Genomic DNA, 23,506 nt, shown 5'->3' with positions numbered 1-23,506 from the left:
TGCCGTCAGGAGAGGACGGTTTTCGACGTCATGTCGGCACCGGCCTCGTATCTTTCCTGCCAGATCGAACAGTAGTCCGGCACCGAGCCCCTCGAGGGATTGTAGAACGGCAACTGTGAGGCGAACAGGCTCGCCGTCATCCTCGCGCGGTCGAGGCGGGGTACATCCGCCATCGCTTGACGCATATCGATCCCGGCCGCCTCGGGCACGATCCGGAAGAACCGATCGGCAATCCGCATCATGTTCGCGGCGAGGTGCTGGCCGACGTCGGGAAACACCCGAAGACGGTAAAAGGGTTTGCCGACCAACGCATTGTACAGCTTCAGCGCGGAACTGCGATGCTCGATCTCCTCGCAGAAATGCCACAGCAGCAAGGAGGCGACCCGCGCATCTCCCGGCAACACCAGGCGTTCGCGATGGCGGATGATGATCTTGTAGAGCGGAAGCGAAGTCCCCTCGACGATTGCCGAATAGGCCAGGCGGTATTCGGTGCTGTGGGCGGCCCACTTGCTTTCGAAATCGCGCACCGACTCGTTGAAGACATCCTGAAGGTCAGGGTAGCGTCCGATCAACCCGCGTACATGTGTCATGTGCCCTTTCGAGTGCATCATCTCCTGCTTGGCGAAATCCTCCGCCTCAGCCCTCAGCATGTGGTCTTCGATCAGCGGCAAGACCTCGTGCACCGTCTTGCAGATGAACTTCTCGAAACCGATCGTCTGGAACGAAATGACATTCGCCAGATAGGAAAAGGCGGGATTCTGTGGGTTCCATACGAAATCGATACCCTCGAAATCGTAGGACAGCTGGCGAATGTTCAAATTGCTCACGGGACCAGCACCGGGTCATGCGAAGCCACGGGCGTGGTCGGTTGGAGCGTCAGGGGAGTGGCCTGCGTATCGAACAGGGCGGGGCCGTACCTGTCGACAAGTTTCGCAATTGCACGATCGTTCAGAACTCCGCGATTGTTCTGCCAGAGCGAATTCTCGCGCGTCCCCGGCCAAAGGATCGGCAAGAATCGTGGCCCAACCTTTTTTGTGGCGAGCCCGTTCAGCCGCGCCATCGCGAAGAACCAGAGGTCGTCGGCATCCGGCGCCAGTTCCTGAAACAGGGCCACCCGGGTCGCATCTTCGTGAAATGCGTTCGGGGGATAGAGCACACCCCCCAATCCGATCGGAAGAAGGTCGCCCGATATGAGCCGCGCCCTCTCGTCGCGCACGTCGAACTTCCATTGCATGTAGGGGAGGGGGAGGCCGTCTGCGCCGCTTCGAATGCGGAACGCGATGTGGCACACGCTCGACGGGTTTGCCGGATCGTAACCTTCGACAAGTTGCCGCAACCAATAGCGGTTGTAGTAGGCATCGTCGTCGACCACCACATTGAACTCTTCGGCGTGCTCTGCAAGCGCAGGGACCAGCTTCTTGTAGGAGCGCAGGTCGTCCGTAGGGCGGATTTCGATGCGTTTGCCGTATTTCAGGACTTCCAATGGAAGGTCCGCAAAATCGTCCCGTGCGATCCAGAGCCGGATCGCGTCTGGACGCACCTCCTGCTTGAGCAAGGAATCGAGCGTGAGGTGCAGCGTGGCAAAACGCGGGGGATAGGACGTCAGGTTGACCGCCAGCGGGCGGCCCAGACCATGCGGGCGCGGCTCGATGGGATGCTTGATGGCCAGATTATCGTAATAGGCCAGCATGAGTTTGGAGGAGAACCTGTCGATCGCTGCAATAGCGGGATTGAGGAACTTCATCGTGCTTCGCTCCGCTCGGCAGGATTGAGTGCAGGTGCGGGGGCCCGCTCCATTGTGTGGACCTTGTCTGCAAGGGCCGCTTCGGAAGACCGGTGGGTCGTGTAGAGGATCGTCGAAGCGGGCAGCTTGCGTCGCAACGTTGCAAGCACTTGCGCCGCGCAGGCCTCGTCGAGATACCCCGTGGCTTCGTCGAGCAGGACGAGCGGTCGCTTTTGCAGGATGATCCTCGCCAGCGCGATGCGTTGCGCTTCCCCGTTCGACAGGCCCCCGCCCTTGTCGTCGATGACCGTATCCAGGCCAGCGCTTTTCGCGGCCACGAACCTATCCGCGCCGACTGCAAAGAGGGCATCTTCGATGGCGGAGGCCGTCGGCAAGTCTTCGCAGCCGTAAACGAGATTCTCGCGCAAGGTGCCGGGGAGCAGGGTCGCGGTCGGCGCGGCGTAGGCGATCGAGCGGCGCCATGATTTCAGATCGTAATCGTGGATGGATGTGCGCGACCAGGTTATGGCGCCCTCGCTGACCGGGTGCAGACGCAGAAGCGCCGAAAGAAAGGTAGACTTTCCGCTTCCGTTGCCGCCGACAATCGACACGAATGCGCCTTCAGGAACATGCAGGCTGGGGACCGACACGGCCGGGCGCTCTTCGCCGGGGTAGGACAGCCGCAGGCGTTCGATCACGAGCGGTCCGCAGCCGGGACCGGGCACAGGCGCACACGAGGCTCGCTGCAGCGCGTCCTCGCCCACAGCGGCTTCTTCGTGAATTCGGCAGATGGAAGAGGATGATGCCACGGCCATCCGGCTGGCTTGGACACCACTTCCGATCTGGAACAGCAAGGGGATCAGGCCGAGGATATAGGCGAAAAACGCCGCCAGCGTACCGCCGCTTAGGGTGCCGTCAGCAACCCGGGCTGCGCCCACAATGGTCAAGGCGAGGACGCCGCACGAGAAGACGATCGTAATCACCGGGCCGATGAAGGATGTCGCCCGCGACATCGCATTCTTCTGGTCTCTCAGATTGGCAAGCACAGCGCCGATCCGGTCGACCTCGGCGCTCTCCATGACATTGGCCTTCACCAACCGCACATTGGTAAACACACGAAAGAGGGTCGACCCGCCTAGTGCCAGGTTCGCAAGCAAGGTTTTCTGCAGCCTGCCGGAGATAATGGCCAGTGGCGTGACGACCAGGATCGAGACGATCACGACGAGGCTGGCCAACAGCGCCAGTCTCCAGTCCAGCGCGAAAAGGATTGCGATCGAAAAGACCAGCATGACGACAGCGACGAGCAAATTGATCGCGGCGCTGTAAATTTTAGTGGTCGCTTCAACGTCGTTTAGAATAATGGAAGTGAGAAACCCGCTGTCGTTGCCTGAAAAGAATCTCAGGTCTGTACACAGCATCTGTGCAGTAAAGGCCGCCTTGAGCCGCAAAGCCGCATCGATTTCCGCTCGATTGGCCAGATAGGCGCGCAGCCCTTCCGCCGCACTCCCGGCCACGAGGCACCCCACGAGCGCAATCACCACCGGCACGTATTGGGCGTTTCCCGTCTTGCCGAGATACGTATCGACTAGCGTGCGCAAGATCAGCGGCACGGCAAGTGCAGCGACAGCGCTGACGGCAGCCAGCAAGAAAAGTCCCGCCGTACGTGTTGCTGAAGGCGATATCAGCGCGAAAAGCTCGCGCGGATTTTCCGCAAAACTCGGACCGAGACTGAACTGATTATCTGCACTGATTGACACGATGGTAGCGAACTTCCGTATTTGAACAGATTTCTTGGCAATTGAAGTTACTGATCCAGAGAAAGGTTCAAAAGGTCAACAGTATTTGATATAAGGAATTTCTTATAGCGAGAGGAATGGCCCGAAAGAGAGGTCGCGCCTTCACTCATTTTGCAAGGCGGAGAGAAAATTTCCGGCATCTTCGACTTCTCTTGCAGAGTTTATGGTCGCACGTCTTTCAGTATGGGTGACTGGATATTCGGAACCAATCGAACTGCCGAGCCACCTGAATGTGCGCGGGGCCGCGCCGTTGGCAAAAGAGAAATTGCTTGTGCGATGTTCGGGGTCAGCGAAGCCCAGGCCGATAGTCGAGCGGCGCATCTTGAGAGGCGCCGATCACACGGCCTCGGATTCGAAAGCATAGATCGTGCGGCTTGCGAACGGCCGGTCCGGGGCGATGACCGCGGGCGGGAATTGCGGCTGGTTGGGACTGTCGGGGAAGAACTGCGTTTCGAGCGCGATCGCGCTGCGCGGGGGGTAGGGTCGGCCCTGCTTGCCGCTTGCGGCAGGGTCGAGGAAATTGCCGGTGTAAAGCTGCAGTCCGGGCAAGTCGGTCGAGACGATCATACGGCGGCCGGATTGTGGGTCTGCCAGCACCGCAACCTCGCGCAAGCCCTCGCCGCCCAGCACAAAGGTGTGATCGTAGCCGCCGCCCCGCGCCAGCTGTTCGTCGGCAGCCTCGATGTCGCGGCCCACCGGTTTGGCGGTGCGAAAATCGAAGGGCGTGCCCGCGACCGGGGCGATTTCGCCGGTCGGGATCATGGTCCCGTCGACCGGAAGATAGGTTTCGGCCGCGATGGCGAGATGATGATCCATCACGCTGCCGGACCCGGCACCGGCGAGGTTCCAGTAGCTGTGCTGCGTCACGTTAAATGGCGAGGGCGCGTCGCTGGTCGCGGCATAGTCGATGATCAGGTGGTTGTCGGCGGTCCAGGCATAGGTCGTGCTGACGTGGACTTCGCCCGGGAAACCCTCGTCGCCCGCCGGGCTGACGAGCGTGAACCGCACGCCTTCGCCGGCGGATGTCTGGATGGCTTCCGCTTGCCAGAGACGCTTGTCGAATCCGCTTTGCCCGCCATGAAGTGTGTTGGGCGGATTGTTTGTTGCCAGCACGTAGTCGCGCCCGCCGAGCGCGAAGCGCCCGCCCGCGATGCGATTGGCGAAGCGCCCGATCACCGCGCCGTGATAGGCGGTATCGCGCATGTAGTCGGCCGCGCGGTGGAAGCCGGTGACCACATCGGCAAGACGCCCATCGCGGTCCGGCACCTCGAGCGTCAGGATCGTCGCACCGAGATCCATAACCGTCAGGCCCGCGCCGCTCGCATTGCGCAAGGTCCAGCGCGACACCTCGCGGCCATCCTCCAGCGTCTCGAAAAGCTCTTCTCTGGCCACGCCGATCTGCCCCGCGATCATAGGTTTATCCTAGCGAGCAGATCGCATGCGCGACCGCAAGCCCCGCGCGCAGCTTGGGATCGAATGCACGCCACGGGTTGAAAAAGCCGCGCAAAAGGTGTGCTGGAGGGGGCAGTTCAGGAGAGAGGCTCCCACGATGAAGATGCGGTCATGGCTGTTCGCGCCCGGCGATAGCGAAAAGAAGATGGGCAAGGCAGTGGAAGGTACGGCCGATGTCGTGATCTTCGACCTCGAGGATGCGGTCGCGACCGACAACAAGCCGGTGGCGCGGCGGATGATCCGCGACTTCCTCGATGCCAACCCCGAAAGGCGCGATCGCATTTTCGTGCGGGTCAATCCGCTCGACGGGCCCTATACGCTGCATGACCTTGCGGCGGTGATGCCGGGCAGGCCGGGCGGGATCATGCTGCCCAAGGCCTATGGGCGGCAGGATGTGGAGGCGCTGGACAAATACCTGTCCGCGCTCGAGGCGGCGAACGGGATCGAGATCGGCTCGACGCCGGTAATCGTGCTGTTGACCGAAGTGGCCGAGAGCATGTTCCACGCCGGCGACTTCAAAGGTGCACCGCGGCTGGTCGCGCTGACCTGGGGGGCGGAAGACCTCGCCGATTCGATCGGGGCGATCAGCAACCGCAATCCCGACGGCAGCTTCGCCTTCACCTACGAGCTTGCGCGCAGCCTCTGCCTGCTCGGCGCAGCCACCGCTGGCGTCCCGGCGATCGAGACGATCCAGGCCGATTTCCGCGACACCGAAAAGCTGAAGTCTCGCGCCGAGACAGTGCGCCGCGCGGGCTTTCGCGGTATGCTCGCGATCCACCCGGCGCAGGTCGACGTGATCAACGCGGCCTTCACGCCGGGCGCAGACGAAATCGCCGAAGCGCGCGAGATCGTGGCGCTGTTCGCGGCCAATCCCGGCGCAGGCACGATCGGGTGGAAGGGCGGGATGCTCGACCGCCCGCACCTCTCCCGCGCACAGCAGCTGCTGGCGCAGGTCGATGGCGATTAGGCGCCGGTAAAGGCAGCCTTCCGCTTCTGCAGGAAGGCCATGCCGCCTTCCATTGCATCCTTGGTGCCGCCGGCGATCTTCTGCGTCTCCGCCTCGCGCCTGAGCGTGGTGCCGAAGTCGGAGTGCAAGCCGTCGCGCAGCGTCTGCTTCATCAGGCCGAGCGCGACGGTCGGGCCGCTCGCGAGACGTTCCGCCAGTGCTTTCGCCTCGTCCATCAGCACGTCGTCCTCGACGCATTTGTAAATCAGGCCGATCCGCTCGGCCTCTTCGCCGTGGATCTTCTCGCCCAGCATCATCATGCGCGTCGCCTGCGCCGTGCCGACCAGGCGCGGCAGCATCCAGCTCGACCCGCCATCGGGCACGAGGCCGATATTGACGAAGGCCTGCAGGAAATAGCCGCTCTTGCCGGCGAGCACGAAATCGGCCGCGAGCGCGATCGAGCAGCCGACGCCCGCTGCCGGTCCCTGCACGGCGGAAACGACCGGTACCGGCAGGGTCGCCAAGGTCTGGACCATCGGGTTGTAATGCTTCGTCAGCGACTGGAATGCGCCTTCGCCGCCGGTCACCGATCGCTCGCCGCGGGCGGAAAGGTCTGCGCCCGAGCAAAAGGCGCGGCCTTCGCCGGTGAGCAGCACGGCCCGCGCATCGCCGAGATTGCGGATCGCGTCGAAAATCTCGTCGGCCATCTCGGGCGGGCAGGCGTTGAGCCGCTCGGGCCGGTTGAGCGTGATCGTGAGCACATCGCCGCTGCGTCCGCTCGTGATGGTCTGGTACTCGCTCATGTGTGCCTCTCCCGTCTCTCGCTGTGTGGGAAGCGTCCTGCGCAATCACGTTCGCAATTGCAACCCATCGCGCGGCTTGGCATGCAGGTGGCCACGCGAGAGGAGAGAGATGCGCATGGCAGTTACAGCAAGCAACGGACCGCTGACCGGATTGAAGGTCGTCGAATTCCAGGGAATCGGTCCGGGGCCGCACGTCGCCATGCTGCTGGCGGACATGGGCGCCGAAGTCGTGCGGATCGAGCGCCAGGGCTACCGGCCGATGAACCCGGTCGTGGAACGCGCCCGGCACCGCGTGGCGGTCGACCTCAAGAGCAATGAGGGCAGGCAGTTCTGCCTCGATGCGCTGGCCAGGGCGGATGTGCTGATTGAAGGCTTCAGGCCCGGAGTCATGGAGCGGCTGGGGCTGGGGCCGGACGAGCTGCTGAAGGCGAATCCGCGCCTCGTCTATGGCCGCATGACCGGCTGGGGCCAGGAGGGGCCGCTGGCGCAGGCGGCCGGCCACGACCTCAACTATATCGCCATCACCGGCGCGCTCGATGCCATCGGCACCAAAGGCAATTTGCCGATCCCGCCGCAGAACCTCGTCGGCGATTTCGGCGGAGGCTCGATGTATTGCGCGCTGGGCATCCTCGCCGCGCTGTGGGAGCGCGAGCGCAGCGGCAAGGGGCAGGTGGTCGATGCGGCGATCGTCGACGGCGTGACCAGCCTGATGAGCTTCTTCTTCGGCCAGCCGCCGAGCTCGATCCGCACCACCGAGCGCGGCACCGGCCTGCTGGGCGGGGCGGCGCATTTCTACCGCTGCTACGAATGCGCCGACGGCAAGGAAATCAGCGTCGGCGCGATCGAGCCGCAGTTTTATGCCGAGCTCCTCCAGCGCGCCGATGCGCCCGAAAAGCTGCGCGACGGCCAGATGAACCCGGCGAATTGGGACGACTACACCGGCGACCTTGCGGCGCTCTTCAAGACGAAGACGCAGGCCGAATGGTGCGAATTGCTCGAAGGGACCGACGCCTGTTTCGCCCCCGTTATACCGATGGACGAGGCGCGCGAGCATCCGCACATGAAGGCGCGCGGCGCCTATGTGGAGCACGATGGCCGCTGGCACACCGCGCCCGCCCCCCGCTTCGACCGGACGCCGAACACAATCCGCGCGGCGGCCGAAGACGGTGCCGAGGTCGTTGAGCGCTGGCGCAAGGACGGCTAGAGGGCGTCCCCAAGAGGAGACAGCCATGTACGAATACACCCAGTTCTATATCGACGGCCAGTGGGTCGACCCGGTCACGCCGAATACGGTCGAAGTCGAGAACCCGGCGACCGAAGAGACCATCGGCCATATTTCCTTCGGCACTGCCGCCGATGTCGACAAGGCGGTGGTCGCCGCGCGCCGCGCGTTCGACAGCTGGCAATTCTCTTCGCGGGCCGAGCGGCTCGAACTGATGCGGTCGATCCTGGCGGAGATCGAGAAGCGCAAGGAAGACCTTGCCCGCGCGGTGAGCGACGAGATGGGCGCGCCCATGAGCCTCGCCAGCGGGCCGCACACGGGCCTGCTCGCCGGCCACCTGCAGACCGCCATCGGCATCCTCGAGAAGTTCGAATTCGAACGCCAGGACGGCCCGACGCTGCATATCTACGAACCCATCGGCGTGGTCGGGATGATCACCCCTTGGAACTGGCCGCTGAACCAGATTGCCTGCAAGGTCTTCCCGGCGCTCGCGACCGGCAACACGATGATCCTCAAGCCTAGCGAAATTGCCCCGTTCGATGCGGCGATCTTCACCGAGATCATGCATGCGGCTGGCGTGCCGGCGGGCGTCTACAACCTCGTCAACGGTGACGGGCCGGGCGTCGGCACCGCAATGTCGGGCCATGAGGACATCGACATGATTTCCTTTACCGGTTCGACCCGCGCCGGCATCGCGATCGCGGCCAACGCCGCGCCGACGGTCAAGCGCGTGGCGCAGGAACTGGGCGGCAAGAGCCCCAACATCATCCTCGACGACGGTGCCTTTACCCGCTCGGTCGCACGCGGGACCACCGCGATGATGGGCAATTCCGGCCAGACCTGCACCGCGCCCAGCCGCATGTTCGTGCCGCATGCGCGCATGGAAGAAGCCAAGGTGGCCGCGAAGGAAGCCGCCGAAAGCGTCATTCCCGGCGATCCCAGGGGCAACGCCACCATCGGCCCGGTCGTTTCCAAGGCGCAGTGGGACAAGATCCAGGGCCTGATCGCCAAGGGCATCGAGGAAGGCGCGACGCTGGTCGCCGGCGGCCCGGGCAAGCCCGAAGGCCTCGAGACCGGCCATTACGTCAAGCCGACCGTCTTCGCCGATGTCACCAACGACATGACCATCGCGCGCGAAGAAATCTTCGGACCCGTGCTCTGCATCCTCGGCTACGAGGACTATGACGACGCCGTGCGGATCGGCAACGACACCGAATACGGGCTCGCCAGCCACATCATGGGCGAGGATATCGAGACCGCGAAGCAGCTGTCGCGCAGGATCCGTGCGGGCCGCGTTGCCATCAACGGCGGCTACGACATGAACGCGGCCTTCGGCGGCTACAAGAAGTCGGGCAATGGCCGCGAATGGGGCGAATTCGGCTTCCACGAATTCCTCGAGGTCAAGGCCGTGATGGGCTTCGACGCCTGATGGCAGGGCGGCATTTCGACAAATGGCAGATGGGCGACCGGATCGAGCACGAGATCCGGCGCACCGTCACCGAGACGGACAATCTGCTGTTCACGACCATGACTCACAACCCGCAGCCGCTGCACCTCGACCTCGAGGCGGCCAAGGCGAGCGAATTCGGGCAGATCCTCGTCAACGGGACCTTCACCTTCTCGCTGATGGTGGGGCTGTCGGTCGGCGACACGACGCTCGGGACGCTGGTGGCGAACCTCGGCTACGACAAGCTGGTGATGCCCAAGCCGGTATTCATCGGCGATACGCTGCATGCGACGAGCGAGGTCGTGGGCCTGCGCGAGAGCAAGTCGCGGCCCGATGCCGGGATCGTCACCTTCGTGCACGAGGCGATCAACCAGCGCGGCGAGGTAGTGTGCCGCTGCGAACGCTCGGCACTGCTGAAGAAGCGCGGCGGGAGCTAAGCGAGCTATGAGCCGTTGGGTGGCGAGGAGAAGCGGCCCATGGATGCAACCGGCAAGGAACCGGAATCGGTCAAGGACGTACTCGGCGAGCTCGACGAGCTGGCCGCGACGCATGACAATGTCTGCATCGGCGACGTGCTCGACGATTTCGGTGGGCGAAGTTTCGGGCCGCTGATCATGCTCCCCGCGCTGCTCGAGCTGAGCCCGGTCGGCGGCATTCCCGGCGTCCCGACCTTTCTGGCGCTCATCATCGCGCTCACCGCAGCGCAACTGCTCTTCGGCAAGGATCATGTCTGGATGCCGCAGTTCATTCAGCAGCGGTCGGTGAGCGGCAAGAATTTGCACAAGGCGGTCGGCAAGCTGCGCGGCGTAGGCGATTTCCTCGACCGACACAGCGAAGGGCGGCTGGAAAACCTCACTCAGGGTCCTGCGATCAAGCTCGTCGCGGTGGCCATCCTGCTGCTGTGCGCGACCGTCCCGCCGCTCGAGTTCCTGCCTTTCGCCAGTTCGATCCCGATGCTGGCCATCGCGATCCTGGGACTGGCGCTGCTGGTGCGCGATGGCGGCCTGGTGCTGGGCTCGCTGATCTTCACGGGTTTCGCCACGGCCATCGGCCTGTGGGTGTATCTCACGCCCGACGGAGCCACGCCCTTCGGCAGTTGACGCTGGCTAACTGCACGCGCAAACTCGGCTCGCGAAAAGCAATTGGGGAGGATTGCAATGCGCGGGACCTGGGCTGTTCTGGTGGCGTGCAGCCTGTTGGCGGCCTGCAATGCGGCGGTCAGCGACACCGCCGACGGAGCGCAAAGCGGCGACGGAACGGAGACGATCGCACTCGGCGAGTTTCCCGACCGGCCCTATTGGGGCGACACCCATCTCCATACCGATATCTCGGTCGACGCCTTCGGTTTCGGCGTCCGCCTCGGGCCGGAAGACGCGCTGAAGTTCGCGCGGGGTGAGGAGGTGACGGCGACCACCGGCATGAAGGCGCAGCTCGCCCGGCCGCTCGATTTCCTCGTCATCTCGGACCATTCGGACGCCATGGGCGCGACGCGCAGGCTCTACGATGCGCCGCGCATGCTGGTGCGCGACCCGACGCTGCGGCGCTGGCGCGACATGATGCACGTGAGCCCCGACCAGTCGACCCGCGCCGTGGCCGAGCTCATCACGGCGGCGGCGAACGACGAGATCCCCGAAGCGCTGCGCGATCCCGAGCGGCAGGGCAAGGCCACGCGCGACCTGTGGGACAAGCACCTCGCGCTGCTCGACCGCTACAACCAGCCGGGCACGTTTACCGCTTTTGCCGGTTTCGAATGGTCGTTGATGCCCGATGGCAACAACCTCCACCGCGTGGTCATGTTCAGAGATGGCAGCGCGAAGACCGGCACGGTGGTCCCGTTCCCCGGCATCGACACCAAGGTCGAGCAGCTGTGGGACTATATGGACGCCTACGAGGCCGAGACCGGCGGCAAGGTGCTCGCCATCCCGCACAATTCGAACCTGTCGAACGGCATGATGTTCGACCTCGTCGGACCCGACGGCGGACCGATGACCGCGGAATACGCCCGCCGCCGCGCCGCGCGCGAGCCGGTGGTCGAGGCGACGCAGATCAAGGGCGACAGCGAGACGCATCCACTGCTCTCGCCCAATGACGAGTTCGCCGGTTTCGGCGTGGCGGGCTGGGACCTCGGCAACCTCCCGCTCACGCACAAGACCACGCCCGGAATGCTGCCCGGCTCCTACATCCGCTCGGCGCTGCTACGCGGGCTGACGCTGGAACAGCAGCTGGGCGTCAACCCCTATGCCTTCGGCCTGATCGGCTCGACCGACAGCCACACCGCGCTCGCCACGGGCGACGAGGACAACTTCTTCGGCAAGCACACCAATAACGAACCCAAGGCGGAGCGTGCGATGGCGCCGCAGAACCTCGGCACGCGGGTGGGGCGCTTCGGTTGGCATTACCTTGCTGGCGGCTATGCGGCTGCGTGGGCGCGCGGGAATACGCGGGCGGAAATCTTCGACGCCTTCATGCGGCGCGAAACCTACGCGACCACGGGCCCGCGGATGGTGCTGCGCCTGTTCGCCGGCTTCGATTTCGAGGCCAACGAGTGGGAAGGCGATTGGGTGCGCGCAGGCTACACGCGCGGTGTGCCGATGGGCGGTGAACTGGAGGATGGCGGCAAGGCCCCCGTCTTCCTCATCTCGGCGCTTAAGGACCCCGACGGGGCCAACCTCGACCGCGTGCAGGTGATCAAGGGCTGGGTCGACGCGAACGGCGAAGCGCAGGAGCGCGTTTACGACGTCGCCTGGTCGGACATGGACGGCAAGCGCGCCCGGGTAGGCGGCAAGATCCCGCCGGTCGGCGACACCGTCGACCGCGCCGAAGCCAGCTACGAGAACAGCATCGGCGCTGCGGAGCTGCGGGCTACCTGGACCGATCCGGATTATCGTGCGGGCCAGCGGGCGTTCTATTACGTGCGCGTGCTGGAGATTCCGACCCCGCGCTGGACCCTGTTCGATGCCAAGCGGTTCGGCATCACCCTGTCGCCCGAGGCCCTTGCGGACGGCGTCGCGCAGGAGCGTGCCTACAGCTCGCCCGTGTGGCTCAGGCCCAAGGCGCGCAAGCAGGTCGGCGATGCGCCGATGATCATGGGGAAGACGTGATCCGCAGCTGGCTGCGCGAGCCGCTGGTCCATTTCCTGCTCGCCGGCGCGGCGATCTACGCGGCGCTGGGCTGGTGGGGCAATCCGGTCGATCCGGCGGACCGCACGATCGCGATCACGCGCGAGCGGCAGGCGGGAATCGCGCTCGGTTTCGAGCGGATCATGGGCCGCCCGCCGACCGATGCGGAGATGGACGGCCTGATCGATCGCTGGGTGCGCGAGGAGGTGCTCTATCGCGAGGCCTTGCGGCTCGGGCTGGACGAGGACGACGCGGTTGTCCGCCGAAGGTTGGCGACCAAGATGGACGAGCTGGCTACCGCCAGCGCCGAAACCGCGACTGTGTCGGAGGAGACGCTCGAGCAATGGCTCGCGGCGCATCCCGAACGGTTCGCCGGTGGCGGGGCGCTGAGCTTCGACCAGGCGTGGTTTGCCGGCGAGGACACGGCGAGACGGGCGCTCGCCACCCCCAACCCGCGCGGCAACCCCATCAGCCTGCCGCGATCGGTGGCACGGATGCCGACCAGCGAGGTACGCGAAACCTTCGGCCAGCAATTCGTGCAGGAACTTGCCGTGCTGCAGCCGGTCGAGAGATGGCAGGGACCGGTCCCATCTGGCTTTGGCTGGCACCTCGTCCGCCTGCGCGAACGGACCCCCGGCAAGGTGCCGCCGCTCGGCGAAATCCGCGATCTCGTCGAGGCCGACTGGCGCAATGCGACCATCGCCGAGCGGCGGGAGCGCGCCTACGAGGTCCTGCGCGAAGCCTATCGGGTCGAGCGCGAATGAGGTGGCTGCTCGCCGCTCTGGCCTTGCTGGTCGGCTCGCCGGTCCTGGCCGACGAATTGCGTCCCGTCTCGATCCAGTTCGAGCAAGTGGATGAATCACTTTGGGTGCTGACCTGGAAGCAGCCGGTCGCCGGGCCTGCCGATAGTCGCCTGACGATCCCGTCCCTGCCAGCCGCTTGCGCCCTCGATGGCGAGCCGCGCCGCGATAGCGCCGCGCTGGCCCTGCTCGGCAGCGCGAAGGTGCGGTGCAAGGGCGACGTGGCGGGCAGCACAATTGGCTGGCCCACGCTGGCGGGGCAGGGCGATGCGATCCTGCGCGTCGCCCCGCTCGGCCGACCGGTGCAGGTCCACCGCCTCACCGTCGACCACCCCGACGCGACCATCGCGGTGCGGCCCGGTGCGGCACAGGTATGGCGCAGCTATTTCGCGATCGGGGTCGGGCATATCCTCGGCGGGTGGGACCACCTGCTGTTCGTCATTGCTCTGGTGTTGCTCGTGGCGCGGCCCTGGCCGGTCATCAAAGCCGCGACTGCCTTCACTGTAGCCCATTCCATGATCCTGGTGGCGACGACGCTCGGCGTCACCGGGCTGCCGCAGCGCCCGGTCGAGGCATTGATCGCGCTCAGCATCGTGTTTCTCGCGGTCGAGCTGGCCAAGGGCAGGGACACCTTCACCCGCCGCCTGCCGTGGATCGTGGCCTTCGCCTTCGGCCTGCTCCACGGCTTCGGCTTCGCCGGTGCCCTGCGCGAAATCGGCCTGCCCGAGGGCGAGGTGCCCGCGGCGCTCGTCAGCTTCAACCTCGGCGTCGAAGCTGGGCAATTGCTCGTGATCGCCGCTGTCCTCGCGATCCGCGCGGCGATTGCCAGAATTGCCCCGAAGGCCGAAGCGCCCGCACTCAAGCTCGCCACCTATGCCATCGGCATCACCGGAGCCTTCTGGCTGATCGAACGGATCGCTGCCTGAGAGCGAAAATATCGCAAGCGCAGTCAACTTGCCATTCACCCGTGCGATCCTACATTATCGCCAACGAAAGGACTCCTGCGCATGAGCGAGCAGAACACCCCGCCCGAACCGGAGGGCAATGGCCCCAACCCCTGGGTGAAGAGCCTGATGATCTGGGGCGGTATTTTCCTCGCCCTGCTGATGGTGGTTTCCGTCTTCGGCGGCGGGGCGCAGGGCAACGGCACCTCGATCCTCTATTCGGACTTCCGCGACAAGGTGGCCGAAGGCTCGATCAAGTCGGTCCAGATCTCCGAAAAGCTGATCGTGGGCGAGACCAAGAACGGCGAGGCTTTCTCGACTGTCCCAATCCCCAAGGACGAAACGCTCCCGCAGCTGCTGGAGGACAACGGCGTCCAGTATTCGGGCAAGGAAGCCGACAACCAGAACATCCTCCTCTATGCGCTGATCCAGATCCTGCCCTTCGTGCTGATCCTTGGCATCGCGGTCTTCGCACTGCGACAGGTGCAGAAGGGCGGCGGCGCGGGCGGCGCGATGGGCTTCGGCAAGTCCAAGGCCAAGCTGCTGACCGAACGCCAGGGCAAGGTGACCTTTGCCGATGTCGCCGGCATCGACGAGGCGCGCGAAGAGCTGGAAGAAATCGTCGAGTTCCTGCGCGATCCGCAGCGTTTCTCAAAGCTCGGCGGCCAGATCCCCAAGGGTGCGCTGCTCGTCGGCTCGCCCGGTACCGGCAAGACGCTGCTCGCCCGCGCGATCGCGGGTGAGGCGGGCGTCCCCTTCTTCACCATCTCGGGCTCGGACTTCGTGGAAATGTTCGTCGGCGTCGGCGCGAGCCGCGTGCGCGACATGTTCGAACAGGCGAAGAAGAACGCGCCCTGCATCCTGTTCATCGACGAAATCGATGCGGTCGGCCGTTCGCGCGGCCACGGCCTCGGCAATTCGAACGACGAGCGCGAGCAGACGCTGAACCAGCTGCTGGTCGAGATGGACGGCTTCGAAGCGAACGAGGGCATCATCATCATCGCGGCGACCAACCGCCCCGACGTGCTCGACCCTGCGCTGCTGCGCCCGGGCCGCTTCGACCGCCAGGTCGTGGTGCCGGTGCCCGATATCGACGGACGCGAGAAGATCCTCGCGGTGCATATGAAGAAGCTGCCGCTGGCGCCGGACGTGAATCCGCGCACGATTGCCCGTGGCACCCCTGGCTTCTCGGGTGCCGATCTCGCCAACCTGTGCAACGAGGCGGCGCTGCTGGCGGCGCGCCGCAACAAGCGCCTCGTCGCGATGCAGGAGTTCGAGGATGCCAAGGACAAGGTCATGATGGGCGCGGAGCGCCGCAGCATGGTCATGACCGAGGACGAGAAGAAGATGACCGCCTATCACGAGGCCGGCCATGCGCTCGTCTCGATCAACGAGCCGGCATCCGATCCCATCCACAAGGCGACGATCATCCCGCGCGGCCGCGCGCTGGGCATGGTGATGCGCCTGCCGGAACGCGATAGCTATTCGTACCACCGCGACAAGATGCATGCGAACCTCGCCGTCGCCATGGGTGGACGTGTCGCAGAGGAAATCATCTTCGGCCACGACAAGGTCTCGAGCGGAGCCTCGGGCGACATCCAGTATGCAACCGACCTTGCGCGTAACATGGTCACCAAGTGGGGCATGTCCGACAAGCTCGGCCCGCTGCAGTACGAAGCCAGCCAGGACGGTTATCTCGGCATGGGTTCCACCCAGCGGACCATGGCCGGCGCGGAAACCAACAAGCTGATCGACGCAGAGATCAAGGACCTGGTCGAGGGCGGCCTGAAGCGCGCCACCGAAGTTCTCACCAGCCAGGAAGACAAGCTCCACCTGCTGGCGCAGGCGCTGCTCGAATACGAGACGCTGACCGGCGAGGAGATCGACCAGCTCATGAAGGATGGCCGGATCGACCGCCCGGACGAGCCCAAGGGCCCGATCGCGGCCAAACCCGTCGCCGGTGCGGCGGTGCCCAAGGCCGGCAAGAAGTTCGGTGGAGGTACCGCGCCGCAGGGCGCCTGACCCTCACACCAATCTGGCGAACGAAGGGCGTCCCGATCGGGGCGCCCTTTCCGTTTCAGGGCGTCAGAACGCGCCCAGCACCAGCAACAGCTGCAGGAACAGGCTGAGCACGATCCCGATGAACACCATGAGCACGCACAGCCGCCAGAACGCGCTGAAACGCGAAAGCCCATAGGCGCCGCGCAGCTGCTTGTAGATATGGATCGGCGGAGCGAGCCCAATCAGCGTCCCCCATGCCCATTCCGGCGCTCCGATCTTCACCAGCACCGACACCACGATGAACAGCAGCGACATGAAGGCGATCGAGTAGGTCACGAAGATCGCGTGATCATAAGCCCTGAAGCGGCGCTTCCAGAAGAACAGCAGCCACATGAACGGCACCGAGAGCGGGATCAGCAGCCAGCTGAACTTGTAGCTGTTGGTCTGCAGTTTGTAGACCATGAGGCCCGGGTTCGTGCGCCACTTCTCGATCGCGTGGTCGAGGAAATTCCAGCCGGTGGAGCCGAGCTCGGCGTCTTTGAGTGAGCCGCCGCCGCGCACCACCAGCTTGCCGGTTTCCTCGATCCCCGCAACGGTTTCCTGCGCTTCCTTCAGCGCCCTTTCGGTCTGGGCATATTCCGGTGTGCCCTTTTCCATCCCGGCGAGCGTCGCCGAGAGCGTGTCCCGTTCCTTCTCCGCATCGGCCAGCATGGTCTTGAGCCCGCTCTGCACGCCATCGGCCGAGCTTATCTCCGTCGGCGCGGTCAGCCCGACCATCTGGAAGACGGCGAACATCAGGAAGATCGAGAACAGGAACAGCGCCATCGGGCTGACGAACCGCGCCCGCTCGCCGTCGACATAGCGGCGGGTCAGCTGCCCGGGCTTGAACGCCAGCAGGGGCAGCGTCTTCCAGGTCTTGCCTTCGAAGTGCAGCGCGCCGTGCATCAGATCGTGCATGAACGCGCCCATAGTGCGGTGGAGATGCGCCTTCTGCCCGCAGGCGTGGCAATGCGCGCCGACCAGTGCGGTGCCGCAATTGAGGCAGGCCCCTTCGGCGAAATGTCCTTTTTCGAGCGGCGCGGTTTCGGGCAGGTCGGTGCTGCCCTTGGCGACCGCCCTGGCGAACAGTCCCCCTTCCACGGCCGTGCCCAAACCCTCGCCGAAATCGCTCATGAACCCTCCAGTTGCGCCGTCAGGATAGCGAGGGCGGTGATCGTGCTGCAATGCAAAAAGGCCGCCCTATGGGCGGCCTTTCCACTATTCGTTCGTGATCGGAAGGGCTTAGCCTTCGTAATCGCCGCCGATCGAGGTCGAGCGGGTCGGCGCAGAGGCGGTGATCCGAAGCGCTTCCGCCGACTGGCTCAGCGAGCCGACTTCATCCATCTCGTCATCGTCGTCCGGCAGGATCTTCTGCAGGTTGGTGATGGCGGCTTCCTGGAGTTCCTTGGGCTTGATCGTGGTTTCCGCGATCTCGCGCAGGGCGACAACCGGGTTCTTATCGCGGTCGCGATCGACGGTCAGTTCGGCACCGCCCGAAATTTCGCGGGCGCGCTGGGCAGCCAGCAACACCAGGTCGAAACGGTTGGGAACCTTGTCTACGCAGTCTTCAACGGTAACGCGCGCCATTCGGGCACTCCGGTCATTCGTGATTCTTGGAAAGCGCGGCAGATAGGTGGTGAGGGGCGGATAGTCAAGGATTTGCGCGGGCGCGCAGGATGGCTAAAGCTGCGGATCGATGAATGCGCAGGAACCCTGCCCGAGCCCCGTGGGCTATCGCGACCCGGCCCCGTTTTCGCATCGGGCGCAGGGCCAGTCGCTGACCTTCTATCCGGGCGGCGCCGACCGCCGGGCGGCCCTGATCGAGCTGGTCGAAGGGGCCCGCGAGACCCTCGACGTGTGTTTCTACATCTTCGAGGAAGACCGCATCAGCACCGAGCTGCGCGATGCGCTGGTCGCTGCGGCCGCGCGCGGCGTCGCGGTGACGCTGGTGATCGACCGCTTCGGCGCCTCGGCTTCCGACCTGTTCCTCCAGCCGCTGGTCGACGCCGGCGGACGCTTTTTCTGTTTCAGCCCGCGGCTCGGTTTCCGCTACCTCATCCGCAACCACCAGAAGATGGTCATCGCCGACGGCAAGCACGCCATGTTCGGCGGGTTCAACATCGCCGACGACTATTTCGCCCCGCCGGAGGAGAACGGCTGGAACGACCTCGCGATCCTTCTCGAAGGCGACGCGGTCGAAGGCCTGGCCGACTGGTTCGCCAAGCTCGTCGCGTGGACCGACGACAAGGACGCCCATTTCCGCGCGATCCGCCGGACCGTCGCGGAGTGGGAATGGAAGAGCGAGGACGGCAAGGTCCGCTGGCTGGTCGGCGGGCCGACCCGCGGGCTGTCGAGCTGGGCACGCTGCGTGACGCGCGATCTCTTGGACGGCGAGCGGCTGGACATCTTCATGGCCTATTTCTCACCGCCCTATACGCTGCTCAGGCGCATTGCGCGGGTCGCGCGCAAGGGGAAAACGCGCCTGCTGATGGCCGCCAAGAGCGACAATGGCGCGACGCTGGGGGCGACCCGCTCGCTCTATTCCTACCTCCTCAAGCGCGGGGCGAAGATCTGGGAATTTAGCCCCTGCAAGCTGCACACCAAGATGCTCGTGCTCGACGATGCGACCTATGTCGGCAGCGCCAATTTCGACATGCGCAGCCTCTACCTCAATCTCGAGATCATGCTGCGGATCGAGGACGAGGAACTGGCGCAGGCGATGCACGATTTCATCTCGCGCCACATCGCGGCGTCGGAGGAAATCACCCCCGAACTCCACCGCCAGCGCAAGACGCTGTTCAACCGGGTGCGCTGGTGGATGGGCTGGGTGCTGGTCTCGGTGCTCGACTACACGGTCACGCGCAGGCTGAACCTCGGCATCTGACCTATTCGTAGTCCTCGTAGTTTCGCACGTCGGGACTGGAGAACTTGGTGAATTCGCTGTGGAAAAGCAGGGGCACGTTGCCGGTCGAGCCGTGCCGCTGCTTGGCGACGATCAGCGTGGCCTTGTTGACCAGTTCGAGGTGGCGGGCTTCCCATTCGGCATATTTCATCCGCACCTCTTCCGAAGAGGTTTCGTCCGGCGTGTCGGGCTTGGTGGCGTTGTGATAATATTCGGCGCGGAAGATGAACCACACCATGTCGGCGTCCTGCTCGATCGAGCCGGATTCGCGCAAATCGGCGAGCTGCGGGCGCTTGTCCTCGCGCTGTTCCACCTGACGCGAGAGCTGCGACAGCGCGATCACCGGCACATGCAGCTCCTTCGCCAGCGTCTTGAGCCCGCGGCTGATCTCGGAGATTTCGTTGACGCGGTTGTCGCTCGCGCGGCCCGAGCCCTGCAGCAGCTGGAGATAGTCGACCACTACCAGCCCGATATCGTGCCGTCGCTTCAGCCGCCGCGCGCGGGTGCGCAGCGCGCCGATGGTCAGCGCGGGCGTGTCGTCGATATAGAGTGGAAGGTCGGTCAGCTCCTGGCTGGCGAAGCTCAAACGCTGGAATTCCTCGCGGCTTAGCTTGCCCGACCGCAGCTTCTCGCTCGAAATCTCGGCCTGCTCGGCGAGGATACGCGTGGCGAGCTGGTCGGCGCTCATTTCGAGGCTGAAGAAGGCGACGCCCGCGCCGGGCGAATCCGACGGCTCGATCCCGTCGCGCAGGTCGCGCATCAGGCGCGAGGCGGCGTTGAAGGCGATGTTGGTCGCGAGCGAGGTCTTGCCCATCGCCGGACGGCCGGCGAGGATCACGAGGTCCGAATTGTGGAGGCCGCTGGTCTTGTCGTTGATCGTGTCGAGGCCGGTGGTCTTGCCCGAGAAGCGCCCGCCCGAATTCATCGCCGCCTGCACGACCTGCAGCGCGCCGAAGGCGGCAGTGCGGAAGCTTTGCGCCTCGCTGCCCGTGCTCGCGCCTTCCGCCACGCGGTAGAGATCCGCCTCGGCCTGCTCGATCTTGCGGAGCGGCTCGACCTCGTCCGAGGTGTCGAGCGCGCCTTCGACGAGGTTGCGCCCGACGCTCACCAGCTGGCGCAGCAGCGCGAGGTCGTAAATCTGCTCGGCCAGCTCGCGCGGGTGCAGCAGGCCCTGCCCGTCGGCGGTGAGCTGGGCGAGATAGGTCACCCCGCCGAGCTGTTTCAGCGCCTCGTCGCTCTCGAAATAGGGCTTCAGCGTGACCGGTGTCGCCACCGAATTGCGGTCGAGCAGCTTGAGCACGCGCTCGTAGATTCGCTGGTGGACCGGCTCGTAGAAATGGTCGGGGACCAGCGGCGTGGTCAGTTCCTCGATCACCTTGTTGTCGATCAGCACCGCGCCCAGGAAGGCGGCCTCCGCCTCTAGGTTGGAAGGGAGCTGCGTGCCCTTGGCTGCCTTGTCGGCAGTCGAATCATCGGCGGGGAAGAGGAGATCGGTATCGGCCATGGGTCCCTGATGGAGGGAGGGGCAGGGCACTGGCAAGTTGCAATGGGGCCACGCCGCTTGTGGATATCGGGGACTATTCGGCAAGCACTTGCCCCGGCCCGCATAAACCTGCGAAAGCGGGCCCGGACATGAGTGATTCCGCAATCTCAAGTGGCGACCATCGCATCGCGCAGATCGAGCTCGACGAGCAGACGATCATCTGGCGCAATGCCGATATCGAGCAGGAGCGGCGGATCGCGATCTTCGACCTGATCGAGGAAAACGTGTTCAAGCCGGTCCGCGCGGTCGAGCGCGGGGCGAACGGGCCATACCACCTCACGCTGGCGGTGCGCGACGGGCGGTTGCTGATGACAATCGCGGACACGGACAACCAGCTGCTCGAGGAATTGCTGCTGGGTCTCGCCCGGTTTCGCCGCCCGATCCGCGAATATTTCGCGATCTGCGACAGCTATTACCAGGCAATCCGCAAGGCGACGCCGATGGAGATCGAGACGATCGACATGGCCCGGCGCGGCGTCCACAACCGGGCCGCCGAACTGCTGATGGAACGGCTTGAAGGCAAGGTGGAAACCGATTTCGCCACCGCGCGGCGTCTCTTCACGCTGATCTGCGTGCTCCACATCAAGGGCTGAGGGCTTGGCGCGCAGGAAACGCACACGGGCCCGGCACGGGCTGTCGGGCGCGGCCAAGGCGGCGCTGGTCCTGTTGCTCGTGCTCGGCATGGGCGCGGCCTATGGCTTCTACGAGCGGCGCGACTGGCAGCCCGACGAAGCCGCATGGCCCGATCAGGGTGCGCTGGTCGGCGCGGCGGACGGGCCGGTGGCCTTCGATACGCTGGCGGGGCTCGGCGCGAAATTCGTCTATCTCGAAGCGAGCGATGGGGCCGGCGGGAGCGACATCGCCTTCGCCCAGAACTTCGCCCGGGCGAAAGCGGCCGGACTGGAAGTCGGCGCGGCCCACCGCTTCGACCTGTGCGACGTGGCCGACGGGCAATCGGCCAATTTCGTCACCATTGTGCCACGCGATCGGGGGCTGCTTCCTCCCGCAATCCTGCTGGAGGGCACGGCGCAGGACTGCCCATCCCGCGTCTCGGACGCGGCGGTGCAGAGCGAGCTGATGACGCTGGTCAACCAGATCGAGGCGCATGCGGGCAAGGCGGTGATCCTTGCGCCCGACGAGCCGTTCGAGGAGGCCTACGGCATCTCGCGCCGGATCGACCGCCAGCTGTGGCTCACCAGCAGCTGGTTCGAACCCGATTACGCCGCGCGGCCCTGGCTGATGTGGACCGCCAACCGCTGGCACAAGACAGAAGCCGCCGACCAGCCGCTGCGCTGGGTCGTGGTGCGGCCCTATGAATGAGGACCGGATGACCGATGACGACCTGATTGCAGCAGCGCGCGAAGCGGCGGCGAATTCCTATTCGCCCTATTCGAACTTCGCGGTCGGCGCGGCTTTGCGCTTTGCCGATGGCAGCGTGGTGACCGGCACCAATATCGAGAATGCGAGCTACGGGCTTGCGCTGTGCGCGGAAACCGTGGCGGTCTCGAAAGCGATGGCCGATGGTGTGCGGGGCGGGCTGGAGGCGGTGGCCGTCACCGGACCCGGCACCGATCCGATCACGCCCTGCGGTCGTTGCCGCCAGGTCCTCAACGAGCTCGCGCAGCTGGGCGGAACCGATCCGGATATCCTGTGCGTCGGGCCGGACAGCGTGACGCGGGTGAAGCTGTCGCAGCTGCTGCCCCACGCCTTCGGCCCGGCCAGCCTCGCATGATCGACCGCCGGGCCGCGCTCGGCGTGATGGGAGCGGCCATGGCGACCGCTGCCTCGCCCTTTCCAGCTCTCGCCGCATCCCCGGCGAAGCCGCCTCGTCTGCGGATCGGCGACACCGTGGGCCTCGTCGCCCCGGCCAGCGCGGTGACGCTGCCGTATGAGCTCGACCGTGCTCAGCACTGGATCAGGGGCATGGGTCTGGTCCCGAAACTCGGTCGGCATGTGGACGATCGGAACGGCTATCTTGCGGGCGCGGATGTCGATCGCGCGGCCGACGTCTCTGCCATGTTCGCCGATGCGGAGGTGCGCGCGATCTTCGCCGTGCGCGGGGGTTGGGGCGGCGCGCGCATCCTGCCGCTGCTCGACTGGCAGGCGATCCGCGCCAATCCGAAACTGCTGATCGGCTATAGCGACACGACCGCGCTGCATCTCGCCATCGCGCAGCGGGCGGGCTTCGCGACAATCCACGGCCCCAATGGCGCGAGCCGGTGGGAGAAGGCGAGCTGGGAAAGCCTGTGGCGGCTCGCCTTCACCGGCGAGATGCCGGTTCTCGGCGGGGCAGAGGCCGAGGGGGAGGTCGGCAGGCCGGGTCGCACGATTGCCGGCGGGATCGCGCAGGGCCGATTGCTCGGCGGCAACCTCACCATCCTGTCGACGCTGATGGGTACGCCGTGGCTCCCGGATATGGGCGGGGCGATCCTGTTTCTCGAAGACGTGAACGAGGCGGTTTATCGCGTGGACCGGATGCTCCAGCAATTGCGGCTGGCCGGCGTGCTCGATCGCGTCGCGGGCGTCGTCTTCGGCCAGTGCACGCGCTGCGATGCCGAGGATCAGGAGCAGGCGAGCGTGACGCTCGACCAGATCCTCGATCATCATCTCGGCGGGCTGGGCGTGCCTGTCTTCACCGGCGCCAATATCGGCCACATCACCAACCAGCTGAGCCTGCCGCACGGCATCCGGGTCGAGCTCGACGCCGATGCGCGCACGCTCCGCCTACTCGAACCGCTGGTCGCCTGATCGGGCTTGCGGGCCCGCCAT

Annotated in this window: 23 protein-coding genes; 14 read left to right on the top strand and 9 right to left on the bottom strand. The window is 65.3% G+C overall.

From position 1 onward, the window contains the following. Window positions 1-5 precede the first annotated feature (5 nt). From K3172_RS15130 to K3172_RS15110, 5 genes are all read right to left on the bottom strand, one after another. Complete coding sequence (locus K3172_RS15130; protein ID WP_221591494.1) at window positions 6-827, bottom strand: metal-dependent hydrolase; 822 nt, start codon at window positions 825-827, stop codon at window positions 6-8. After that, a complete protein-coding gene (locus K3172_RS15125; protein WP_221591492.1) occupies window positions 824-1,744 on the bottom strand; it encodes a hypothetical protein in 921 nt (306 codons plus the stop codon). Before K3172_RS15125 ends, K3172_RS15130 begins: the two co-directional genes overlap by 4 nt. Beyond that, complete coding sequence (locus K3172_RS15120; RefSeq protein WP_221591490.1) at window positions 1,741-3,480, bottom strand: ABC transporter ATP-binding protein; 1,740 nt, start codon at window positions 3,478-3,480, stop codon at window positions 1,741-1,743. Before K3172_RS15120 ends, K3172_RS15125 begins: the two co-directional genes overlap by 4 nt. 141 nt (window positions 3,481-3,621) lie before the next feature. Continuing rightward, window positions 3,622-3,840, bottom strand: a complete 219-nt coding sequence (locus tag K3172_RS15115) for a hypothetical protein (RefSeq protein WP_221591488.1) — start codon at window positions 3,838-3,840, stop codon at window positions 3,622-3,624. A gap of 15 nt (window positions 3,841-3,855) precedes the next feature. Next, window positions 3,856-4,932 (bottom strand): aldose epimerase family protein, encoded by a 1,077-nt coding sequence (locus K3172_RS15110; protein WP_221591486.1) that lies wholly within the window; start codon window positions 4,930-4,932, stop codon window positions 3,856-3,858. A gap of 136 nt (window positions 4,933-5,068) precedes the next feature. On the opposite strand from K3172_RS15110, the gene K3172_RS15105 reads away from it, so the two are divergent. Next, window positions 5,069-5,938, top strand: a complete 870-nt coding sequence (locus K3172_RS15105; RefSeq protein ID WP_221591484.1) for an HpcH/HpaI aldolase/citrate lyase family protein — start codon at window positions 5,069-5,071, stop codon at window positions 5,936-5,938. On the opposite strand, the gene K3172_RS15100 is transcribed toward K3172_RS15105, so the two are convergent. Continuing rightward, on the bottom strand, window positions 5,935-6,720 hold the full coding sequence (locus K3172_RS15100) for an enoyl-CoA hydratase-related protein (protein ID WP_221591483.1): 786 nt from the start codon (window positions 6,718-6,720) through the stop codon (window positions 5,935-5,937). The genes K3172_RS15105 and K3172_RS15100 overlap by 4 nt on opposite strands. Before the next feature lie 115 nt (window positions 6,721-6,835). Between K3172_RS15100 and K3172_RS15095 the strand changes: the two genes are divergently transcribed. From K3172_RS15095 to ftsH, 8 genes are all read left to right on the top strand, one after another. Continuing rightward, window positions 6,836-7,924: a CaiB/BaiF CoA transferase family protein gene (locus K3172_RS15095; protein ID WP_221591482.1), complete on the top strand. Its 1,089-nt coding sequence runs from the start codon at window positions 6,836-6,838 to the stop codon at window positions 7,922-7,924. 25 nt (window positions 7,925-7,949) lie between these two features. Then, window positions 7,950-9,371: an aldehyde dehydrogenase family protein gene (locus tag K3172_RS15090; protein WP_221591481.1), complete on the top strand. Its 1,422-nt coding sequence runs from the start codon at window positions 7,950-7,952 to the stop codon at window positions 9,369-9,371. Beyond that, window positions 9,371-9,826 (top strand): MaoC family dehydratase, encoded by a 456-nt coding sequence (locus tag K3172_RS15085; protein WP_221591480.1) that lies wholly within the window; start codon window positions 9,371-9,373, stop codon window positions 9,824-9,826. The genes K3172_RS15090 and K3172_RS15085 overlap by 1 nt, the downstream gene beginning before the upstream one ends. A 39-nt stretch (window positions 9,827-9,865) precedes the next feature. Beyond that, window positions 9,866-10,489 (top strand): exopolysaccharide biosynthesis protein, encoded by a 624-nt coding sequence (locus K3172_RS15080; protein ID WP_221591479.1) that lies wholly within the window; start codon window positions 9,866-9,868, stop codon window positions 10,487-10,489. A 57-nt stretch (window positions 10,490-10,546) separates the two neighbouring features. Continuing rightward, window positions 10,547-12,490 (top strand): DUF3604 domain-containing protein, encoded by a 1,944-nt coding sequence (locus K3172_RS15075; protein ID WP_221591478.1) that lies wholly within the window; start codon window positions 10,547-10,549, stop codon window positions 12,488-12,490. Then, the gene (locus tag K3172_RS15070) at window positions 12,487-13,272 is read left to right on the top strand and encodes a peptidyl-prolyl cis-trans isomerase (RefSeq protein ID WP_221591477.1); all 786 of its coding nucleotides are present in this window, start codon (window positions 12,487-12,489) and stop codon (window positions 13,270-13,272) included. Before K3172_RS15075 ends, K3172_RS15070 begins: the two co-directional genes overlap by 4 nt. Next, complete coding sequence (locus tag K3172_RS15065; RefSeq protein ID WP_221591476.1) at window positions 13,269-14,234, top strand: HupE/UreJ family protein; 966 nt, start codon at window positions 13,269-13,271, stop codon at window positions 14,232-14,234. Before K3172_RS15070 ends, K3172_RS15065 begins: the two co-directional genes overlap by 4 nt. 81 nt (window positions 14,235-14,315) lie before the next feature. Then, window positions 14,316-16,274, top strand: a complete 1,959-nt coding sequence (gene ftsH / locus K3172_RS15060; RefSeq protein ID WP_221591475.1) for an ATP-dependent zinc metalloprotease FtsH — start codon at window positions 14,316-14,318, stop codon at window positions 16,272-16,274. A 63-nt stretch (window positions 16,275-16,337) separates the two neighbouring features. Here ftsH and K3172_RS15055 read toward each other — a convergent pair whose 3' ends face one another. Together K3172_RS15055 and rpoZ are read right to left on the bottom strand one after the other, a co-directional pair. After that, entirely contained in the window at window positions 16,338-17,426 is a 1,089-nt protein-coding gene (locus K3172_RS15055) for a DUF3667 domain-containing protein (RefSeq protein WP_221591474.1), read from the bottom strand. Between the two features lie 108 nt (window positions 17,427-17,534). After that, window positions 17,535-17,879, bottom strand: coding sequence for a DNA-directed RNA polymerase subunit omega (gene rpoZ, locus K3172_RS15050; protein WP_221591473.1), 345 nt, complete (start codon window positions 17,877-17,879; stop codon window positions 17,535-17,537). Between the two features lie 109 nt (window positions 17,880-17,988). Here rpoZ and K3172_RS15045 point away from each other — a divergent pair, with 109 nt between their 5' ends. Continuing rightward, window positions 17,989-19,176, top strand: a complete 1,188-nt coding sequence (locus K3172_RS15045; protein WP_221591472.1) for a phospholipase D-like domain-containing protein — start codon at window positions 17,989-17,991, stop codon at window positions 19,174-19,176. A gap of 1 nt (window position 19,177) precedes the next feature. On the opposite strand, the gene K3172_RS15040 is transcribed toward K3172_RS15045, so the two are convergent. Continuing rightward, window positions 19,178-20,698, bottom strand: coding sequence for a replicative DNA helicase (locus K3172_RS15040; RefSeq protein ID WP_221591471.1), 1,521 nt, complete (start codon window positions 20,696-20,698; stop codon window positions 19,178-19,180). Window positions 20,699-20,826: 128 nt separating this feature from the next. On the opposite strand from K3172_RS15040, the gene K3172_RS15035 reads away from it, so the two are divergent. The 4 genes from K3172_RS15035 to K3172_RS15020 are packed head-to-tail and all read left to right on the top strand — an operon-like array spanning window position 20,827 to window position 23,485. Then, window positions 20,827-21,330 carry a UPF0262 family protein gene (locus K3172_RS15035; protein ID WP_221591470.1) on the top strand — a complete coding sequence of 168 codons (504 nt, stop codon included), beginning with the start codon at window positions 20,827-20,829 and terminating at the stop codon, window positions 21,328-21,330. A gap of 4 nt (window positions 21,331-21,334) precedes the next feature. Continuing rightward, a complete protein-coding gene (locus tag K3172_RS15030; protein WP_247718261.1) occupies window positions 21,335-22,057 on the top strand; it encodes a glycoside hydrolase family 25 protein in 723 nt (240 codons plus the stop codon). A gap of 7 nt (window positions 22,058-22,064) precedes the next feature. Beyond that, on the top strand, window positions 22,065-22,469 hold the full coding sequence (locus tag K3172_RS15025) for a cytidine deaminase (protein ID WP_221591469.1): 405 nt from the start codon (window positions 22,065-22,067) through the stop codon (window positions 22,467-22,469). Then, entirely contained in the window at window positions 22,466-23,485 is a 1,020-nt protein-coding gene (locus K3172_RS15020; RefSeq protein WP_221591468.1) for a S66 peptidase family protein, read from the top strand. Before K3172_RS15025 ends, K3172_RS15020 begins: the two co-directional genes overlap by 4 nt. Window positions 23,486-23,506: the final 21 nt, after the last annotated feature.

Origin of the sequence: Qipengyuania proteolytica (genome assembly GCF_019711565.1) — a bacterium.
Lineage (GTDB): Bacteria > Pseudomonadota > Alphaproteobacteria > Sphingomonadales > Sphingomonadaceae > Qipengyuania > Qipengyuania proteolytica.
The sequence above is the reverse complement of the archived record's forward strand: the minus strand, read 5'-3'. Positions and strand labels throughout refer to the sequence as shown.

Bases quoted from the DNA above. Each gene is read 5' to 3' on its own strand.
- K3172_RS15125 (WP_221591492.1), bottom strand. From the start codon at position 1,744: ATGAAGTTCCTCAATCCCGCTATTGCAGCGATCGACAGGTTCTCCTCC.
- K3172_RS15115 (WP_221591488.1), bottom strand. From the start codon at position 3,840: ATGCGCCGCTCGACTATCGGCCTGGGCTTCGCTGACCCCGAACATCGC.
- K3172_RS15110 (WP_221591486.1), bottom strand. From the start codon at position 4,932: ATGATCGCGGGGCAGATCGGCGTGGCCAGAGAAGAGCTTTTCGAGACG.
- K3172_RS15105 (WP_221591484.1), top strand. From the start codon at position 5,069: ATGAAGATGCGGTCATGGCTGTTCGCGCCCGGCGATAGCGAAAAGAAG.
- K3172_RS15100 (WP_221591483.1), bottom strand. From the start codon at position 6,720: ATGAGCGAGTACCAGACCATCACGAGCGGACGCAGCGGCGATGTGCTC.
- K3172_RS15095 (WP_221591482.1), top strand. From the start codon at position 6,836: ATGGCAGTTACAGCAAGCAACGGACCGCTGACCGGATTGAAGGTCGTC.
- K3172_RS15090 (WP_221591481.1), top strand. From the start codon at position 7,950: ATGTACGAATACACCCAGTTCTATATCGACGGCCAGTGGGTCGACCCG.
- K3172_RS15085 (WP_221591480.1), top strand. From the start codon at position 9,371: ATGGCAGGGCGGCATTTCGACAAATGGCAGATGGGCGACCGGATCGAG.
- K3172_RS15080 (WP_221591479.1), top strand. From the start codon at position 9,866: ATGGATGCAACCGGCAAGGAACCGGAATCGGTCAAGGACGTACTCGGC.
- K3172_RS15075 (WP_221591478.1), top strand. From the start codon at position 10,547: ATGCGCGGGACCTGGGCTGTTCTGGTGGCGTGCAGCCTGTTGGCGGCC.
- K3172_RS15065 (WP_221591476.1), top strand. From the start codon at position 13,269: ATGAGGTGGCTGCTCGCCGCTCTGGCCTTGCTGGTCGGCTCGCCGGTC.
- ftsH (WP_221591475.1), top strand. From the start codon at position 14,316: ATGAGCGAGCAGAACACCCCGCCCGAACCGGAGGGCAATGGCCCCAAC.
- K3172_RS15055 (WP_221591474.1), bottom strand. From the start codon at position 17,426: ATGAGCGATTTCGGCGAGGGTTTGGGCACGGCCGTGGAAGGGGGACTG.
- rpoZ (WP_221591473.1), bottom strand. From the start codon at position 17,879: ATGGCGCGCGTTACCGTTGAAGACTGCGTAGACAAGGTTCCCAACCGT.
- K3172_RS15045 (WP_221591472.1), top strand. From the start codon at position 17,989: ATGAATGCGCAGGAACCCTGCCCGAGCCCCGTGGGCTATCGCGACCCG.
- K3172_RS15040 (WP_221591471.1), bottom strand. From the start codon at position 20,698: ATGGCCGATACCGATCTCCTCTTCCCCGCCGATGATTCGACTGCCGAC.
- K3172_RS15035 (WP_221591470.1), top strand. From the start codon at position 20,827: ATGAGTGATTCCGCAATCTCAAGTGGCGACCATCGCATCGCGCAGATC.
- K3172_RS15025 (WP_221591469.1), top strand. From the start codon at position 22,065: ATGACCGATGACGACCTGATTGCAGCAGCGCGCGAAGCGGCGGCGAAT.
- K3172_RS15020 (WP_221591468.1), top strand. From the start codon at position 22,466: ATGATCGACCGCCGGGCCGCGCTCGGCGTGATGGGAGCGGCCATGGCG.